Annotated in this window: 12 protein-coding genes, 1 other RNA gene and 1 pseudogene; 5 read left to right on the top strand and 9 right to left on the bottom strand. The window is 65.0% G+C overall.

Going from position 1 to position 14,299, the window contains the following annotated elements; all coding sequences use genetic code 11:
- The 7 genes and pseudogenes from GWG67_RS35485 to tkt all read right to left on the bottom strand — a co-directional run.
- Positions 1 to 210, bottom strand: a pseudogene (locus GWG67_RS35485) (HcpA family protein); the annotation flags it as partial.
- Positions 211 to 218: 8 nt separating this feature from the next.
- A complete protein-coding gene (locus GWG67_RS35480; RefSeq protein ID WP_275174309.1) occupies positions 219 to 908 on the bottom strand; it encodes a thiamine phosphate synthase in 690 nt (229 codons plus the stop codon).
- Positions 909 to 911: 3 nt separating this feature from the next.
- On the bottom strand, positions 912 to 1,937 hold the full coding sequence (locus GWG67_RS35475; RefSeq protein ID WP_275174307.1) for a class I fructose-bisphosphate aldolase: 1,026 nt from the start codon (positions 1,935 to 1,937) through the stop codon (positions 912 to 914).
- A gap of 213 nt (positions 1,938 to 2,150) precedes the next feature.
- Positions 2,151 to 3,218, bottom strand: coding sequence for a class II fructose-bisphosphate aldolase (gene fba, locus GWG67_RS35470; protein WP_275174305.1), 1,068 nt, complete (start codon positions 3,216 to 3,218; stop codon positions 2,151 to 2,153).
- A 67-nt stretch (positions 3,219 to 3,285) separates the two neighbouring features.
- On the bottom strand, positions 3,286 to 4,482 hold the full coding sequence (gene pgk / locus GWG67_RS35465; RefSeq protein ID WP_275174303.1) for a phosphoglycerate kinase: 1,197 nt from the start codon (positions 4,480 to 4,482) through the stop codon (positions 3,286 to 3,288).
- A 147-nt stretch (positions 4,483 to 4,629) separates the two neighbouring features.
- The gene (gap, locus tag GWG67_RS35460) at positions 4,630 to 5,637 is read right to left on the bottom strand and encodes a type I glyceraldehyde-3-phosphate dehydrogenase (protein WP_027515515.1); all 1,008 of its coding nucleotides are present in this window, start codon (positions 5,635 to 5,637) and stop codon (positions 4,630 to 4,632) included.
- Positions 5,638 to 5,783: 146 nt separating this feature from the next.
- Complete coding sequence (gene tkt / locus GWG67_RS35455) at positions 5,784 to 7,769, bottom strand: transketolase (RefSeq protein ID WP_275174301.1); 1,986 nt, start codon at positions 7,767 to 7,769, stop codon at positions 5,784 to 5,786.
- Between the two features lie 377 nt (positions 7,770 to 8,146).
- On the opposite strand from tkt, the gene GWG67_RS35450 reads away from it, so the two are divergent.
- The 5 genes from GWG67_RS35450 to GWG67_RS35430 all read left to right on the top strand — a co-directional run bounded on the left by GWG67_RS35450 (position 8,147) and on the right by GWG67_RS35430 (position 10,555).
- Positions 8,147 to 8,467 (top strand): DUF4164 domain-containing protein, encoded by a 321-nt coding sequence (locus GWG67_RS35450; RefSeq protein WP_026232773.1) that lies wholly within the window; start codon positions 8,147 to 8,149, stop codon positions 8,465 to 8,467.
- Positions 8,464 to 8,847 (top strand): cell division protein ZapA, encoded by a 384-nt coding sequence (locus GWG67_RS35445; RefSeq protein WP_007599950.1) that lies wholly within the window; start codon positions 8,464 to 8,466, stop codon positions 8,845 to 8,847. Before GWG67_RS35450 ends, GWG67_RS35445 begins: the two co-directional genes overlap by 4 nt.
- A gap of 48 nt (positions 8,848 to 8,895) precedes the next feature.
- Positions 8,896 to 9,055: non-coding RNA, 6S RNA (gene ssrS / locus GWG67_RS35440), on the top strand.
- A 101-nt stretch (positions 9,056 to 9,156) separates the two neighbouring features.
- Positions 9,157 to 9,753 carry a 5-formyltetrahydrofolate cyclo-ligase gene (locus GWG67_RS35435; protein WP_275174300.1) on the top strand — a complete coding sequence of 199 codons (597 nt, stop codon included), beginning with the start codon at positions 9,157 to 9,159 and terminating at the stop codon, positions 9,751 to 9,753.
- On the top strand, positions 9,731 to 10,555 hold the full coding sequence (locus GWG67_RS35430) for a TIGR00282 family metallophosphoesterase (RefSeq protein ID WP_275174298.1): 825 nt from the start codon (positions 9,731 to 9,733) through the stop codon (positions 10,553 to 10,555). Before GWG67_RS35435 ends, GWG67_RS35430 begins: the two co-directional genes overlap by 23 nt.
- Positions 10,556 to 10,773: 218 nt before the next feature.
- Here the strand turns inward: GWG67_RS35430 and GWG67_RS35425 are convergent, their stop codons facing one another.
- Positions 10,774 to 12,117, bottom strand: coding sequence for a cytochrome c (locus tag GWG67_RS35425; RefSeq protein WP_275174296.1), 1,344 nt, complete (start codon positions 12,115 to 12,117; stop codon positions 10,774 to 10,776).
- Positions 12,114 to 14,291, bottom strand: coding sequence for a xanthine dehydrogenase family protein molybdopterin-binding subunit (locus GWG67_RS35420; RefSeq protein WP_275174294.1), 2,178 nt, complete (start codon positions 14,289 to 14,291; stop codon positions 12,114 to 12,116). Before GWG67_RS35420 ends, GWG67_RS35425 begins: the two co-directional genes overlap by 4 nt.
- Positions 14,292 to 14,299: the final 8 nt, after the last annotated feature.

Raw genomic sequence — 14,299 nt, 5'->3', positions numbered from 1 at the left:
CGCTGAAGGCTTGGGGGAGGCTGAGGGTTTGGGTGCCGGCGCCGCTTCCTTCTTCTTGGTGATGGTGTGCGGCGTGGCCTTCGGCTTGTCCTTGGTTTTCTCGGCCGAAGGGCTCGGCGTCGCCACGGGCGGCGTGATCTGGAGCTGCGCGGCCGCGGGCGCCGTCAGCAGCAGCAGCGTGGCCAGGAGGGTGATCCGCGGGAGCTTCATGTCGGGCGCTAGCCGTGCTCTTGACCCGCAGGATTTTGGCCCGCAAGCGCAGCCGCATGGGCCTTCTTGATAGCAGCATCTATCTCGACCAGCGCGGCCTTGGGTCCGCGCGGATCGGCCCAGATGAAGTCGCCCACCAGCACGAAATCGGCGCCGCTGGCGGCGAATTCGTGGGCCTCTTCCAGCGAGATGGCAAAGCCGACGCAGGGCGGCTCGAACAGCTCGGCCCACCAGTCCAGCCGCTCGGCAATCGCTTGCGACGACGGCCGCTGGCCTTTCGCGTCAGGCTCGCCGAACAGCACGTAATCAGCGCCGATCTCGCCCGCATCCATGGAATGGTGCCGCGTCGTCAGCCCGCCGACGCCCGCGATGCGGTCGGGCTTCAGCGATGGCAGCGCCTCCTTCAGCGCGGCGATGCCGGGCAGATGCGCGCCGTCGGCGCCGCCGCGTGCGACGAGCTCAGGATGGCCGTCGACGAGCAGCGCGGCGCCCGCTTTCTGAACCGGCGGCGCCAAGGCTTTGATCCGCGAGATCATGGTGCGCTGATCGGTCACCTTCAGCCGCAGCAGCACGGCCGCGACGTCGGCGGCGGCGAGCAGGCCAGGCAGCTCGGCCAGAAGCGAAGCGGGATCGTCGACGACAGGCGTCGCGAGATAAAGGCGCGGCGCCGGGCGCGGCGGAGGAGATTTGTTCGACAAGATCTAGGCCGCTTTCTTTTCCAGGCTGCTTTGCCATTCGCCTTTGGAGGCAAGGCCATTCATGCGCGCGCGATGACTGAATGCGTTTTGTCCGGCCGCGACGTTCTCGGCCTTGCCCGACCAGGCCTTCTGCGGCGCGGCCTGGAGTGCGCGACCGTAGGAGAAGGTCAGGCCCCAGGGCAGCGGGCCGAGCTTGTGCATGGCGTTGAGATGCGCTGTTGCGTCTTCATCCGACTGGCCGCCGGAGAGGAAGGCGATGCCGGGGACCGCCGCGGGCACACACGCCTTGAGCAGCCGTATCGTCTTCTCCGCGACCTCCGCGACGGAAGCCTGCTTCGCGCACTTTTTGCCGGAGATGGCCATGTTCGGCTTTAGCACCATGCCCTCGAGCGCGACGCGCTGTACGCGCAATTCCTGGAACGTCTTGTTGAGCACGCGGCTCGTCACCTCATAGCAGCGGTCGATGTCGTGATCGCCGTCCATCAGCACTTCGGGCTCGACGATCGGCACGATCTGCGCGGCCTGGCACAGCGCGGCATAGCGCGCCAGCGCGTGGGCGTTGACGCTGATCGCGGTCATCGAGGGAATGCCGCTGCCGATGTCGATCACGGCGCGCCATTTGGCGAAGCGGGCGCCGCGCTCGTAATATTTCTTCAAGCGCTCGGCGAGCTTTTCGAGCCCGACGGTGACGAGCTCTCCCGGGCACATCGGCAGCGGTTGCGTGCCCTCGTCGACCTTGATGCCGGGAATGGCGCCGCTCTGTTCGATCAGCTTGACCAGGGGCGTGCCGTCCTTCGCGTTCTGCCAGATCGTCTCGTCGTAGAGGATGACGCCGGAGATGTGCCGGCTCATGGCTTCGTTCGAGCGGAACAACATCTCGCGATAATCGCGGCGGTTCTCCTCGGTCGATTCCACGCCGATCGCGTCGAAACGCTTCTTGATGGTGCCGGAGGATTCGTCGGCGGCAAGGATGCCCTTGCCGGGCGCGACCATGGCGGTCGCGATCCTGTTGAGCTCAGTCAGATTCATCGAGATGTCCTCCCAAAACGATTCTGCCCTTGCCGGTGAAAATAGACCGTTCTCGGGCAAATGCCGAGTTAACGTTCGTCGCAGGGGCGCCGCTGTCATTCCGGGATGCGCCGAAAGGCGCAGGCCCGGAATCCATAACCCCAGGCTGTGGTTATGGATTCCGGGCTCACGCTCCGCGTGCCCCGGAATGACGGAAGGATGTGGTTGAGGGCCTTACGCCACCTTCGGGGCGAGCTCGCCCTTGGCGTAGCGCTTGGCCATCTCGGCCGTCGTCAGCACCTTCTTGATCTTGGAGGCTTGCCCGGCGGTATTGAATTCCTGGAGCCGCTGCTTGCACAGCTTGGTCATCGCTTCCATTGCGGGCTTCAGGTACTTGCGCGGGTCGAACTCTTCCGGATTGTCCTTGAGCACTTTCCGGATCTGGCCGGTCATCGCCATGCGGTTGTCGGTGTCGATGTTGATCTTGCGCACGCCGTTCTTGATGCCGCGCTGGATCTCGGCCACCGGCACGCCCCAGGTCGGCTTCATCTTGCCGCCATAGGTGTTGATGATGTCCTGGAGGTCCTGTGGCACCGACGAGGAGCCGTGCATGACGAGATGCATGTTCGGCAGCTTGCGGTGGATCTCCTCGATCACGTTCATGGCGAGGATGTCACCGTCGGGCTTGCGGGTGAACTTGTAGGCGCCGTGAGACGTCCCCATCGCGATCGCGAGCGCGTCGACCTGGGTCTCCTGGACGAACTTCACGGCTTCATCCGGATTGGTCAGGAGCTGGTCGTGGCTGAGCTTGCCCTCGGCGCCGTGGCCGTCTTCCTTGTCGCCCATGCCGGTCTCGAGCGAGCCGAGCACGCCGAGCTCGCCCTCGACCGAGATGCCGCCGAGATGGGCCATGTCGGTCACGGTCTTGGTGACGCCGACATTGTAGCCCCAGTCGCCGGGGGTCTTGCCGTCGGCCTTGAGCGAGCCGTCCATCATCACCGAGGTGAAGCCGGCCTGGATCGCGGTCATGCAGGTTGCCGGCTCGTTGCCGTGGTCGAGATGCACGCAGACCGGGATGTGCGGATAGATCTCGGTCACCGCGTCCATCATGTGCTTGAGCATGACGTCGTTGGCATAGGAGCGCGCACCGCGCGAGGCTTGGATGATGACGGGCGCGTCGACCTGGTTGGCCGCGTCCATGATCGCCAGCGCCTGCTCCATGTTGTTGATGTTGAAGGCCGGGACGCCGTAATCGTTCTCCGCCGCATGGTCGAGCAATTGACGCAACGTGATCCGAGCCATCTGTGTTTTTCTCCCGTTTGGGCCTGCAAGGCCACTGCTTGAAGGCGGCTGACGAATTGCCGACCGATTACTTGGTGCGCAGAACTTCGACGCCGGGCAGGGGCTTGCCTTCCATCCATTCAAGAAATGCGCCACCGGCGGTCGAGACATAGGTGAAATGACCGGCCACATGGGCCTGGTTGAGGGCCGCCACGGTGTCGCCGCCGCCCGCAATCGAGATCAGCTTCTTGGCTTTGGTGCGCTCGGCCGCGTGCTTGGCGGCGGACATCGTGCCGCGGTCGAATGGCTGCATCTCGAAGGCGCCGAGCGGTCCGTTCCAGACCAGCGTCGCCGCATCGTCGATCGCGGCATGGACACGCGCGATCGATTGCGGACCGACGTCGAGGATCATGCCGTCGGCCGGGATCGCGTCGAGGCCATAGGCGTGCGACGGCGCGTTGGCCGCGAAATGATAGGCGACGGTGGCGTCGACCGGCAGGATGATGGCGCAGTTGGCGGCTTCCGCCTTTTCCATGATGCGCAGCGCGGTCGCGGCGAGATCCTTCTCCGCCAGCGACTTGCCGATGCCGACGGCCTGGGCGTGCAGGAAGGTGTTGGCCATGCCGCCGCCGATCACCAGCGCGTCGACCTTGGTCACCAGGTTTTCGAGCAGGTCGATCTTGGTCGAGACCTTGGCACCGCCGATGATTGCGATGACGGGCTTGGTCGGTGAGCCCAGCGCCTTCTCCAGCGCGACCAGTTCGGCCTGCATGGTGCGGCCGGCATAGGCGGGCAGCTTGTGGCCGAGGCCTTCGGTCGAGGCGTGGGCGCGGTGCGCGGCCGAGAACGCGTCGTTGACCCAGATGTCGCCGAGTTTTGCGAGCTCCGCGACAAAGGCGGGATCGTTCTTCTCTTCCTCTTTGTGGAAGCGGGTGTTTTCCAGACAGAGGATGTCGCCGTCCTTCAGTCCGGCAACGGCCTTGGCTGCGGGCTCGCCGATGCAGTCGTCGGCGAAGGCGACGGGCTTCTTCACGACCTTGGCGAGCGCCTCGGCAACGGGCTTGAGCGAGTCCTTGGCATCGCGCCCTTTCGGCCGGCCGAAATGCGCGAGCAGGATGACCTTGCCGCCCTTGTCCGAGATTTCGGTGATGGTCGGCGCAACGCGCTCGAGCCGGGTCGCGTCGCTGACGCGCCCGTTCTCCATCGGCACGTTGAGATCGACGCGCAGCAGCACGCGCTTGCCCTTCACGTCGACGTCGTCGAGGGTGCGGAATTTGTTGGTCATCTCTGGGCTCTCTTGTCCCGGGCCTCTAGGAGGTCATTCCGGGCGCGCGCACAGCGCGAACTATGGTGCGCAATTGCGCACCTGAGAATCTCGAGATTCCGGGTCTGGTCCTTCGGACCATCCCGGAATGACGAAACAGCTGCGGAGTTAGATCACCTTCGCCATTGCGACAGCGGTGTCCGCCATGCGGTTCGAGAAACCCCACTCGTTATCGTACCAGGACATCACGCGCACCAGCGTGCCGTTCTGCACCTTGGTCTGGTCCATGTGGAACGTCGAGGAGTGCGGGTCGTGGTTGAAGTCGATCGAGACGTTCGGCGCGGTGGTGTAGCCGAGGATGCCCTTGAGCTGCTGCTCGGAAGCACGCTTCATCGCCTCGTTGATTTCCTTCGGATCGGTGGCGCGCTTGGCGACGATCTTGAGGTCGACGACCGAGACGTTCGGGGTCGGCACGCGGATCGCGACGCCGTCGAGCTTGCCCTTCAGTTCCGGCAGCACCAGGCCGATGGCCTTGGCGGCGCCGGTCGAGGTCGGGATCATCGACATCGCAGCCGCACGGCCGCGATAGAGATCCTTGTGCATGGTGTCGAGTGTCGGCTGGTCGCCGGTGTAGGCGTGGATCGTGGTCATGAAGCCGGTCTCGATGCCGACGAGGTCGTTCAGCACCTTGGCGATCGGCGCAAGACAGTTGGTGGTGCAGGAGCCGTTGGAGACGACCAGATGTTCCCGTGTCAGCGTGTCGTGGTTGACGCCGTAGACGATGGTGGCGTCGGCGCCGTCGGCGGGCGCGGACACCAGCACGCGCTTGGCGCCGGCGGTCAGATGCGCGGAGGCCTTGTCCTTCGAGGTGAAGATGCCGGTGCATTCCATCGCGATGTCGATGCCGAGATCCTTCCACGGCAGCTTCGAGGGATCGCGCTCGGCGGTCACCTTGATCTTGTTGCCGCCGAGGCTGATCGTGTCGCCATCGACGGTCACAGTGCCGGGGAAACGGCCATGGACGCTGTCGAAGCGAAGCAGATGGGCGTTGGTTTCGACCGGGCCGAGGTCGTTGATGCCGACGACCTCGATGTCCTTGCGGCCGGACTCAGCGATGGCCCGCAGGATGTTGCGGCCGATGCGGCCAAAACCGTTGATTCCGACGCGGACTGCCATGTTTCGTCTCCTTCAATGACCGTTGTCATCCCGCACAACGCGCTAGCGCGCCTGCAAGGGTTTTTTTAGGGCGGACGCCCGGTTCGGCCGGGCGGGGCTTGATCATATGAGAGTTAGGTAGTCCTTTTTTTCGGCAATCTCAACTCTCAGGAAACGCGTTTCAGAACGGCGTTAACCGCGGCCTCGGCGGTAATGCCAAAGTGCTGGAATACCTTGTTGAGAGGGGCGCTGGCGCCGAAGGAGTGCATGCCGATAAATTCGCCATCCTGGCCGATCACGGCGTCCCAGCCCCAGCGCACGGCGGCCTCGATCGCGACCTTGACCGGCGCGTTGCCGATGATCTCGTCGCGGCGCTCCTTTGGTTGCGCTAGCAGGAGCTCGAGCGAGGGAACCGAAACCACCCGGGTCGGAATGCCGCGCTCGGCGAGCTGCTTCTGGGCGGCCACGGCCATCTCCACTTCGGAGCCCGATGCGAACAGCGTCGCCTTGGCTTCGCCCTGGGCGGCGACCAGCTCGTAGGCACCAAACCGGCAGGGGCTCTCGTTCGGTGCGGTGGTGCGCAGCTGCGGCAGGTTCTGCCGGGTCAGCGCCAGCACTGTCGGGCCGTCGATGCGGTTGAGCGCGAGCTCCCAGCATTCGGCAACCTCGATGGAATCGCAGGGGCGGAACACGCGCATATTGGGAATGGCGCGAAGCGCCGAGAGATGTTCGACCGGCTGGTGGGTCGGGCCGTCTTCGCCGAGACCGATGGAATCATGGGTCATCACATAAACGACCCCGGTCCCCATCAACGCGGCGAGCCGCATCGCGGGCCGCGCGTAGTCGGTGAACACCAGGAACGTCGCGCCGTTCGGCGCAAAACCGCCGTGCAGGAAGATGCCGTTCATCGCCGCGCACATGCCGTGTTCGCGGATGCCGTAATGGATGAAGCGGCCCTTCGGCGTCTTGGCCGAGAACGCGGTCGCCGATTTCGCCTTGTTGTTGTTGGAGCCGGTGAGGTCGGCCGAGCCCGCCAAAAATTCCATCGGCATCGCGCCGGCAATCACTTCGATCACGGCTTCGGAGGATTTGCGGGTCGCCGCGGTCATCGGCTTTTCCAGCAGCTCCTTCTTGTAGCCTTTGAACGCCTTCGCCAGCGCGGCCGGGCGCTCGTGGCGCAGGCGACGCTCGAACTCGGCGCGCTTGCGGCTGCCGAGTTCACCGAGCCTTGCTTCCCATTCCTGTCGTGCCGCCGCGCCACGGCTGCCGGCCGCGCGCCAGGCTTTCAGCACGTCGTCGGGCACCGAGAACGGCTCCAGCGAAATGCCGAGATTTTCCTTGGCCGCCTTGAGCTCGTCGGCACCGAGCGCTTCGCCGTGGACCTTGTTGGTGCCGGCCTTGTGCGGGGCGCCGAAACCGATGGTGGTGCGGCACGCAATCAGCGTGGGCTTGTTTGATTTCTGCGCGCGCGTGATCGCGGCGGCGATTGCGGCCTGGTCGTGGCCGTCGATCTTCTCGGCCGCCCAACCCGCCGACTTGAAGCGCTTCACCTGGTCCACGGAATCGGAGATCGAGGTCGGACCGTCGATCGAGATGCCGTTGTCGTCATACAGCACGATGAGCTTGTTGAGCTTCCAGTGCCCGGCCATCGCGATCGCTTCCTGCGACACGCCTTCCATCAAATCGCCGTCGGAAGCGATCACATAGGTGTGGTGATCGACGATCTTCTTGCCGAATTCGGCGGCGAGCATCTTCTCGGCGAGCGCCATGCCAACGGCGGTGGAAATGCCCTGGCCGAGCGGACCGGTGGTGGTCTCGATGCCCTTGGTGTGGCCGTGCTCGGGATGTCCGGGTGTCAGCGATCCCAGCTGGCGAAAGTCCTTGAGCTGGTCGATCGTCATCTCGGGGCTGCCGATCAGATACAGCAGCGAATAGATCAGCATTGAGCCGTGCCCGGCCGAGAGCACGAAGCGGTCGCGGTCCGGCCAGTCCAGCGCGGCGACGTCGAATTTCAGGAATTGCGTGAACAGCACGGTCGCCATGTCGGCGGCGCCCATCGGTAGGCCCGGATGACCCGATTTCGCCTTTTCGACGCCGTCCATGGCAAGGCCGCGGATCGCATTGGCCATACGGTTGTGATCGACCTGCGTCATGTCTGAAAATCCGTCTGAAATGAGGCGCTTGTGGCTGGATTCGCCGCGCCGGAAGGAGCCTTTCGGCCGCTGGGGTCGCGGCTGGGATAGCATCTCGGTTCCGGCAGGCCAAGGCAATCAAACGCCGGTTTGGCCGCAAAAGTTGCTTACGGCATGATCCGGAAAAGTGGAGGCCGGTTTTCCGGCCAGATCATGCCCGGCAGGAACTGATAGATCGGGGTGAAGCCCATCCCGATCTATCAGTGCATAGTTTCGTGGCGGCGTTGCGCTCCGCTAGCTTGCCACGTAAATTTCTGCTTCTAACCGCTTGCCGAACCGAGTCTTTTGCCGGACGGCAAGCCCCCCGGGGATAGGCCACAGGTTCCGCCGCTGACTGCATGAACGATCGCGTATCCAACAGCTCTGCCATGACCGAGTCCTCGGCCGTCGAGATCGAGATCGCGACCCGCAGGCTCATGGCGGCGCTCGACTCGCTCGAAAGCGCGGTCGAGCGGCGGCGCGATGCCGATCGCGACGAGAACGAGCTCGCGGCGCGGATCCAGGCGCTGGGCGCGGATCGCTCGCGGCTTGCCGACGAGCTCGACGGCGCGCTGGTGAAGGCGCGCAAGCTCGAGCGCTCCAGCCGCGAGATCTCCGATCGGCTGGATTCCGCGATCGTCACGATACGTTCGGTGCTCGATACCGGAGAGGACGGATGAGCCACATCAACGTCACCATCAACGGCCGGCAATACCGCATGGCCTGCGAGGAGGGCCAGGAGGTGCGGCTGCTCAAGCTCGCCGAAAGCCTGGAGACGCGGATTCAGTCGCTGCGCGGAAAGTTCGGCGAGATCGGTGATGCCAGGCTCACCGTGATGGCGGCGCTGACCGTCTGCGACGAATTGGTCGACGCCGGCAACCGCATCCGGACGATGGAGCAGGAGCTGACCGAATTGCGGGATTTCCGCAACGCCGCCGTCGAGCGCGCCCGCTTGACCCAGACCGCGGTCGTGAACGCACTGAACTCTGCGGCCGAGCGCATCGAGAAGTCGACCCAGGTTCTGAACCGGACCGTCGGCAACGGGATCGCCATCGGCTGACCCTTCACCGGGCTGGCGATTCGTCAGTATCGTTGTTACATTGCCCGAGCGAGGCTGCGACGCGCGTCAGGAGCCATTATCCCCGGGGCCTTATCGATCCTTTAGGGAACTGTCCCTGGCCGGGCCCGTGGGCTCGGACATATGGTGCCCACCTACTTTCGTAGGGAACTCCGGGATCGAGTGCTTCAACGGCGTTCGCGGCTTCGCACTTTTGTTTTTCTTCCTTCTGGTTCGTGCCTGTCGAAATTGCGTCCCCGACACGCTGCGGGTGATGACAGCGGGGGGTAGCTCTGCCTCGGGGGCACGCGCATGACCAACACCAAAGCCGAACTCCGTGCCAAGGCCCTCGCGGCGCGCGATGCGCTGAGCGAAAAGAAACGCACCGCGGCCGCCGCCAAGCTCGCCAAGCGCGGGCTGCCGTTCCAGCTCCTGCCTGGCAGTATCGTATCCGGCTATTCGCCGATCCGCAGCGAGATCGATCCGATGCCGCTGCTGAAGAAGCTCGCCGAGCAGGGCGCCAGGCTCGCGCTGCCTTGCGTCACCGCGCGCGGCCAGGCGCTGATCTTTCGCGTCTTCCATCCCAACGATCGCCTGATGCTCGGCCCGCTCGGCATTCCCGAGCCGTCGCCTGGGGCCGCTGAAGTCATTCCCGACATCATGCTGACGCCGCTCGCTGCCTTCGATCGCCTTGGCCATCGCATCGGTTATGGCGCGGGGCACTACGACCACACTTTCGCGCATCTGCGAAAAGCCAAGACTATCGTCGGCATCGGGCTCGCTTTTGCAGCGCAGGAGATCAAGGCGGTTCCGGCACTAGCCCACGACGTCGCGCTGGATTATGTGCTAACGGAATCCGACGTATTCGATTTCCGGAGTTCTGAAGTTGCGCATTCTGTTCGTGGGTGATGTCGTCGGCCGTGCCGGGCGCAATGCCATCGCCGAATATCTGCCCGGCATGGTCAAGGACTGGTCGCTCGATCTCGTCGTCGTCAACGGCGAGAATTCCGCCGGCGGCTTCGGCATCACGGAAGCGATCTATCAGGAGTTTCTCGACGCCGGCGCCGACGCGGTGACGCTCGGCAATCACTCGTGGGACCAGCGCGAAGCGCTTGTGTTCATCGAGCGCGCCGAGCGCCTGGTGCGGCCGGCGAACTATCCGCGCGGTACGCCCGGCCGCGGCGCCGCATTGGTCGAGACCAAGAACGGGAAGCACGCGCTCGTCGTCAACGCGCTCGGCCGCGTCTTCATGACCCCGTTCGACGATCCCTTCGCAGCGCTGGAGCGCGAGCTCGGTGCCTGTCCGCTCGGCGTTGCCGCGGACGCCATCGTCGTCGATTTCCATTGCGAGGCGAGCAGCGAGAAGCAGGGCATCGGCTTCTTCTGCGATGGCCGCGCCAGCCTCGTCGTCGGCACCCACACCCATGTGCCGACCGCCGATCATCAGATCCTGTCGGGGGGCACCGCCTACATGACCGATGCCGGCATGACCGGCGACTACGATTCCATCATCGGCATGCAGAAAGAAGAGCCGCTGCGGAGGTTCACCTCCGGGATTCCGTCAGGCCGCTTCGAGCCGGCAGCGGGCGCGGCGACGCTCAGTGGCGTGGCCGTAGAGACTGATGACGCGACCGGACTCGCACTGCGCATCGCGCCGGTGCGTGCCGGCGGCCGGCTGGAGCCGGCGACGCCGAAATTCTGGTTGAGCTGAAGCGACAAATTCAGTGTCGTCCCGGCCTAGTGCGCAATTGCGCACGGGGGCCGGGACTCATAACCCCAGGGAGTAGTGTGAGGCTCAGCTCCCACTCCGAATCTTCGCCAAACGACTTCCTGTGGGTATGGTTCCCGGATCTGCGCTCCGCTCCGCTGCGCTTGTCCGGGACGACAGTAGAGATTGACGCGCGATTGCGCATCAATCCCGCTGCGCCACTACTCCGCCGTCTGCTCCCTCAACTCCGCAACATCCTTCGCCGTCAGCTTCGACCCCTTCGTCCCGAACCGCGCCGTGACATAATTCGCCACCGCGGCAATCTCGTCGTCGCTATACGCGTTGCCGAACGCGGGCATCGACAGCGCCCCGTCGGGCGTGTGGCGCTTGGTGCCTGACAGCACGATCTGCGCGACGTTGGTGGCGGCAGGGTCGTTGACGGCCCAGGTGCCGGTCAGCGTCGCCATCGGCGAGACCGGGCTCTCGCCGCTCCAGCCATGGCAGCTGGCGCAGGCGCTGGCGAACATCTTCTTGCCGCGCGCGTCCGCCGTAACACCGTCCTTGTGCGAGGCGGGCGCAACGGGTGCGGTGGTTGCGGGCAGGTCGGGCGAGGGCTGCGGCGGCACGCTGCGCAAGTACGCGACGATGCTGCTTATGTCCTCAGGCGCGAACTGGCTGAAACTGTGGTCGACCGCTTCACCCATCGGACCCGACGCCGAGCCGTGGCCCGGCGCATGGCCAAGCGACAGATAGGAGATCAGGTCCTCGTCGCGCCAGTTCCCGAGACCAGTGGCCTTGTCGGAGGAGATGTTGAAGGCGCGCCAGCCGGCCGTAATCGCGCCTGCGAATTTCTTGCGGTTGTCCAACGCAAAGCCGATATTGCGCGGCGTATGGCATTCGCCGCAATGCGCCAATGCTTCAACAAGATACGCGCCGCGATTCCACTCGGGGCTCTTGGAGGTGTCGGGCGCAAAGCGCGTGTCGGGATTGAACACGGCCGACCAGACAATCATGGCCCAGCGCTGGTTGAACGGGAACGCCAGCGTGTTCTCCGGCGGCTTCGCGCGCACCGCCGGCAGGCTGAACAGATAGGCCTTCACCGCCAGCACGTCCTCGTCGGTCATGTAGGTGTAGGACGTGTACGGCATCGCCGGATAAAGCCGGGCGCCGTCATGGCGCTTGCCGCGCTGGACCGCGTTGAGGAAATCCTGGTCGCTGTAATTGCCGATGCCGGTGTCCTTGTCCGGCGTGATGTTGGTCGAATAGAGCGTGCCGAACGGCAGCTTGAAGCCGAGCCCGCCGGAATAGTCCTTCTCGCCCGGCTTGCTGTGGCAGACCATGCAATCGGCCGCCTTCGCGAGATATTCGCCGCGCTCGACCATGCCAACCTTCTCCAGCTTCGCCGGCACGCCGGTCGGCTTGCCGGCGCGGTATTCCGCCAGAGCCACCTTGGGGCCGCCGGCGAAGTCGAGCGGACCCGGCCCGCGGATGAACCAGACGCCGAGCGCCGCCACGACGATGGCGATCACGACGATGCCGGTGAGAATACGCATCTTGCCGCTCATGCCTTTTTCCCCGCAGCCAGCAGTTTTCGATCGATCGGCAGGCGCCGCAGCGCGACGCCGGTTGCCGCGTAAATGGCGTTGCGCAGCGCCGGCGGTCCGGCGTTGACGCCGGCCTCGCCGATGCCGCCGGGCGCCTCGCCGCTCTTGACCACGATGACCTCGATCTTCGGCATCTCGTTGATGCGCATCATGCGGTAGTCGTGGAAGTTCGATTGCTGCACGCGGCCCTTCTCGATGGTGATCTCGCCATAGAGCGCGGCGGTGAGGCCGAACACCAGGCCGCCCTCGATCTGCGCTTTCACCGTATCGGGATTGACCGCAATGCCGGTGTCGACCACCGAGGTGATGCGGCGGAGCACGATCTCGCCGATATCGTCGATCTCCGCTTCCACAACGGTGGCGAGGAAGCTTGCAAACGACGGCTGGACGCAGACGCCGCGACCGACGCGCGGTGGCAGCGGTTGGCCCCAGCCGGATTTCTCGGCCGCGAGATTGAGCACCGCGAGCATGCGCGGATTCTTCGTCAGCATCGAGCGGCGGAATTCGACCGGATCCTTGCCGGCCTTGCGCGCGAGCTCGTCCATCGCGCATTCGACCGCGAACACGTTGTTGTTCGGACCGACGCCGCGCCAGAAGCCGGTGGGCACCGCCGGCGGTTCGGCGCGGACATATTCGACATGGAAGTTGGCGAAGTCGTAGGGCGCATCCACCGCGGCATCGACCGCGTCGATGTCGATGCCTTTCTGGAACGCCGGCGGCAGCCAGCGCGCCAGCACTGCGGAGCCGGCGACCTTGTACTTCCAGGCCGCGACCTTGCCGTCGACCAGCGATGCCGTGACCTGGTCGCGATAGACCGGTCGATAGACGTCGTGCTGGATGTCCTCCTCACGAGTCCATATCACCTTGACGGGATAGTCGACCTGTTTTGCGATCTTCACGGCGGCCACCACCATGTCCGGCTCGAGCTTGCGGCCGAAGCCGCCACCGAGCAGATGCTGGTTGACGATCACCTTGTCGACGGGGAGGCCCGCGGCCTTCGCCGCCTCCGACTGCACGCGCGTCATGATCTGCGTGCCGGTCCAGATCTCGCACACATCTGGCCTGACGTGAACGGTCGCGTTGATCGGCTCCATCGAGGCGTGCGCCAGGAACGGCAGTTCGAAGCTCGCCTCGAACCTGTCGCCGCTCGCGAGCCCCTTGACGATGTCGCCGACCGATTTCGCGACCACGCCGTCCTTCGCGCTGGCGGCGCGCAGATGCTGCCAGATGTCGTTTGTGCTGAGCTTCGCGTTCGGTCCCTCGTTCCACTCGATCTTGAGTGCATCGAGGCCTTTCTTGGCGGCCCACATGTGGTCGCCGATCACGGCGACCGTGTCCTCGAGCACCACGACCTTGCGCACCCCTGGGATTTTCACCGCCGCGCTGTCGTCGACCTTGCCGACCTTGCCGCCGAAGACCGGGCAATTGGCGATCGCGGCGATCTTCATGCCGGGCAGGATCGCGTCGATGCCGTAGACGGCCTTGCCGTTGACCTTGTCCGGCGTGTCGAGCCGCTTCAGGGGCTGGCCGATGATCACGAAATCCTTGGGGTCCTTGAGCGGCACGTCCTTCGGCGGCGTCTTGGCCTGTGCGGCCAGTGCCAGTTCGCCATAGCCGAGCTTGCGGCCGCTTGCGGCGTGCATGACCTCGCCTTTTGACGCGGTGCAGCTTGCAGGCTCGACCTGCCATTGCGTCGCTGCGGCCTGCACCAGCATCGCTCGCGCGCTCGCGCCGGCTGCGCGCAACGGCTTCCACCAGGCGCGGATCGAGGTCGAGCCACCGGTCGCCTGCAGGCCGAAGGCGGGATTGGCGTAGAGCTGGTCGTTGGGCGGCGCGTGCAGCACCGCAACCTTTGCCCAATCCGCGTCGAGCTCTTCGGCCAGGATCATCGAGATCGAGGTATAAATGCCCTGGCCCATCTCGACCTGCGGCATGATCAGGACGGTGCGGCCAGTGTCTTCGATCCGGATGAAGGCGTTCGGGGCGAACTTGCCATCGGTGGTGTCACGCGGCTGCTCCGGTTCGTTGACGGCGGCGCGCAGCGGCAGATGGAAGGCGAGCAGGAATCCGGTCGCGAGACCGCCAGTTAGCAGCGAGCGGCGGGAAACGTCGGGAAGAGTCTTGTCTGCGATCATGGCGGACC

Origin of the sequence: Bradyrhizobium sp. CSS354, assembly GCF_029051725.1 — a bacterium.
In the GTDB taxonomy this organism is placed as follows: domain Bacteria; phylum Pseudomonadota; class Alphaproteobacteria; order Rhizobiales; family Xanthobacteraceae; genus Bradyrhizobium.
The sequence above is the reverse complement of the archived record's forward strand: the minus strand, read 5'-3'. Positions and strand labels throughout refer to the sequence as shown.

Bases quoted from the DNA above. Each gene is read 5' to 3' on its own strand.
- GWG67_RS35475 (WP_275174307.1), bottom strand. From the start codon at position 1,937: ATGAATCTGACTGAGCTCAACAGGATCGCGACCGCCATGGTCGCGCCC.
- fba (WP_275174305.1), bottom strand. From the start codon at position 3,218: ATGGCTCGGATCACGTTGCGTCAATTGCTCGACCATGCGGCGGAGAAC.
- pgk (WP_275174303.1), bottom strand. From the start codon at position 4,482: ATGACCAACAAATTCCGCACCCTCGACGACGTCGACGTGAAGGGCAAG.
- gap (WP_027515515.1), bottom strand. From the start codon at position 5,637: ATGGCAGTCCGCGTCGGAATCAACGGTTTTGGCCGCATCGGCCGCAAC.
- tkt (WP_275174301.1), bottom strand. From the start codon at position 7,769: ATGACGCAGGTCGATCACAACCGTATGGCCAATGCGATCCGCGGCCTT.
- GWG67_RS35450 (WP_026232773.1), top strand. From the start codon at position 8,147: ATGAACGATCGCGTATCCAACAGCTCTGCCATGACCGAGTCCTCGGCC.
- GWG67_RS35445 (WP_007599950.1), top strand. From the start codon at position 8,464: ATGAGCCACATCAACGTCACCATCAACGGCCGGCAATACCGCATGGCC.
- GWG67_RS35435 (WP_275174300.1), top strand. From the start codon at position 9,157: ATGACCAACACCAAAGCCGAACTCCGTGCCAAGGCCCTCGCGGCGCGC.
- GWG67_RS35425 (WP_275174296.1), bottom strand. From the start codon at position 12,117: ATGAGCGGCAAGATGCGTATTCTCACCGGCATCGTCGTGATCGCCATC.
- GWG67_RS35420 (WP_275174294.1), bottom strand. From the start codon at position 14,291: ATGATCGCAGACAAGACTCTTCCCGACGTTTCCCGCCGCTCGCTGCTA.